Genomic DNA, 2736 nt, shown 5'->3' with positions numbered 1-2736 from the left:
GGACTCGAACCTGTGACCCCCACCATGTCAAGGTGGTGCTCTACCAACTGAGCTATGACAGCAATACATGTTTTGTGTTAAGGTGTCGCGGTGACAAGAACTAATATACAGCATTTCGCGCTTGTGTACAAGCCGTTTAGCGCGAAAATCTCAACAAAATTTGCGATCCGCGCGCGACAGCTCTTTTTTGCTTCAAAAAAAGAGCCTCCTGTGCGGGAGGCTCCTTTTTTGATAGGCGGTTTACAGGCCGTTGATGTCGCGGATCAAGTTGTACACATCCGGGGTACCGATGCCGGACGCGAGGTCGTAGCCGCTGGTTGCCGGGTAGTACAGGTTCGAACCGGACGTGACGTCATGGTACGCGTTGTACGGTTGTGCGGTGTTGAACAGGCTGTAGAGCGTCGGGTTCGCTTGGCCGAGACTTGCTTTGCCGCGGGCTTCTGCATATTGGTTGTTCACAGCCGCGATGCCTGCCCAAAGCGGTGCCGCGCAAGAGGTCCCGCCGAAGACGGTCCAAGAACCTGCAGAGTAGATCGAGTAGCCGGTGTTCGGATCTGCGTCAGCCGAGACGTCCGGAACTTGACGGTAGCCGGTGCTGTAGGAGTTTTGCACGCCCGGTCCGGTCTGCCAGCTCGGCATCTTGTAGACTTTCGAGAGGCCGCCGCCGCCGCCCCATTTTTTGGTGGTGTTTGACCAGACTTTTTCCGCGCCGTATTGGCCGGAAGAGAGCGTCAAGTTCGTGCCGCCTACACCCGTTACGTACGGGTCGTTCGCCGGATTGTCGACGTCGAGTTTTTTCGAGCCGCAGTCGTACGCACCGTCATCGCCCGCCGCTGCAAAGACGGACTGACCTTGCACCGCCATCTGCGAGAGGATGTTGTGCAGCGAGTTCATCGTCGCGGAGTTCGATTGAGATTCGCAGAGACCCCAGGAGATGGAGACGGTTTTGGAAGTGTTGTCGTTGGCGATTTTTTGGTACATGTCCAATTCGCCTTTGTCGGAGTTCGGCGCTTCGTAGACATAGACTTGTGCTTTCGGCGCGATGGCGTTGATCACTTCGATGTCGAGTTCCACTTCGCCTTGGCCGGAACCGGCTGCCCCGTTGTAGTTGTCGACCAGGACGGTTTTCGGCGTCGGAGAGCCGAGACCGTATTGGTTGTAGTAGGTGGTGATGTTGGATTGCACGTAGCCGTCGAATTCGACGAGCGCGACGTTTTGACCGGTGCCGTCGTAAGTGGACGCCAGCGGTGCCACGTCGTACGCGCTGCGCAGCTCGGTCGGGGTGTAGCCGCCGGACGGTCCGGAGCCGACATGCGGAGCGGTCGCTTCCGGTTTGCCTGCGTGGTTGTGGCGAATCGCTTCGTTGTTCAAGCCGGTGACGGAGTTGATCACGCCTGCGATTTCAGACGGAACGGACGGCGTGTTCGCGTTGGCGAAATAGGATTCTCCCTTGGCGTTGGTGTAGTTGTTGATCGTGACGCCGAATGCGGCTTCCAGCTGTTGCACGGTGCCGGACACGGTGACGGATTGGTTGTTTTTCGCGACGTCGGTCACGGACAGGCCGTTGGCGGTTGCGAAGTCGGTGACTTTTTGCACGTCGGAAGCGGTCGGGCCGAATTTGGCTTGGAACTGTTCCGGCGTGAGGAATTTTTTGTAGTTCGCAGACGTCGGGGTGTAGAGGTCTGCGATGTACGCGTCGAGTTGATCCGCGTTGCGCAAGTTCAGCGCAAGGGTGACGGAGACGACGTCGCTCGATGTTTTGTGAGATTTCAGAGTGCCGTGCGATGCGGCGACCGCTTCGTTGCCTTTGAGTTGCACGTGCGGGTTGGCGGAGATCGGTGCGGCCATCGCGCTGCCGACCGGAAGCAGCGCCATGCTGAAGACCGCCAGCATGGTCGGGATTGCAACTTTCGATTTTTTCATTCGGATGGGCCTCCTTTTAGTTATCTTGCTCATTGTGTAATTGTTTCATTAAACTTACTGTTCTATCAGTAACAGTAGTATACTCTAGCACGAAAAATTCAGACAAGATCTAGTTTTTCAAATTGTTGGTAAATTTTTTCTATACATTCCCATTTTTAGTTGTAATTCCTAGAATTTGATCACAAAAAAACACCGTCATTCAAATGGGCATGATACGCCCCTTCCTCGGTATGCAAGAAAGACGCTGCCTGCGGTGTGGCAATTCCAGGAGTTTATAGTCTTCTGCCGTGCCCCTTGCGTCCCTCCTTTCATAGCTTGCATTAACTCCAGCCACGAGGGAGCTTCCACACTTGTCGTAGAAGGGAGGGTCTGATACGCAATGGATTTGAGTCAACACGCCATGCGGTATGTAGGTCAACCGATTGTGGCCCATCACGTAAACGGTACGGTGCATCGCGGGATCTTGCACTCGGTCACTCCGCAAGGGATGTACATCCGGTATGGAGCAGGATACGCTTCGACGGATGAGGTCGAAACCCGATTCACTCATCTTGATCTCCAGAACATGGGGCAAGACGCGGAAGAAGTGTTTTTTGGTCTTGGTTTTCTGCCTTGGCTTGGGCTGGCCGGCTTCTGGGGAGGCGGCTTGTGGTGGTAATGTCGGTACGTGCTAGCAGGATACAAAAAAACTGCCAAAACACGCGATCTCGTGTTTTGGCAGTCTACATAGAAGGTTTGTTTCGTTCGATTGGTGCGATCAACAGGACTCGAACCTGTGACCCCCACCATGTCAAGGTGGTGCTCTACCAACTG

General features: G+C 54.9%; 2 protein-coding genes. One reads left to right on the top strand and one right to left on the bottom strand.

Annotated features, from left to right (window positions below; genetic code table 11):
• Positions 1–240: 240 nt before the first annotated feature.
• Entirely contained in the window at positions 241–1923 is a 1683-nt protein-coding gene (locus tag EL26_RS22875; protein ID WP_052036731.1) for a S53 family peptidase, read from the bottom strand.
• 379 nt (positions 1924–2302) lie between these two features.
• Here EL26_RS22875 and EL26_RS22870 point away from each other — a divergent pair, with 379 nt between their 5' ends.
• A complete protein-coding gene (locus EL26_RS22870) occupies positions 2303–2581 on the top strand; it encodes an LSm family protein (RefSeq protein ID WP_038094760.1) in 279 nt (92 codons plus the stop codon).
• Positions 2582–2736 lie beyond the last annotated feature (155 nt).

Origin of the sequence: Tumebacillus flagellatus (assembly GCF_000714935.1) — a bacterium.
GTDB classification, from domain to species: Bacteria; Bacillota; Bacilli; order Tumebacillales; family Tumebacillaceae; genus Tumebacillus; species Tumebacillus flagellatus.
The sequence above is the reverse complement of the archived record's forward strand: the minus strand, read 5'-3'. Positions and strand labels throughout refer to the sequence as shown.

Excerpts from the sequence above, each read along its gene's own strand:
- EL26_RS22870 (WP_038094760.1), top strand. The coding sequence starts at position 2,303 with ATGGATTTGAGTCAACACGCCATGCGGTATGTAGGTCAACCGATTGTG.
- EL26_RS22875 (WP_052036731.1), bottom strand. The coding sequence starts at position 1,923 with ATGAAAAAATCGAAAGTTGCAATCCCGACCATGCTGGCGGTCTTCAGC.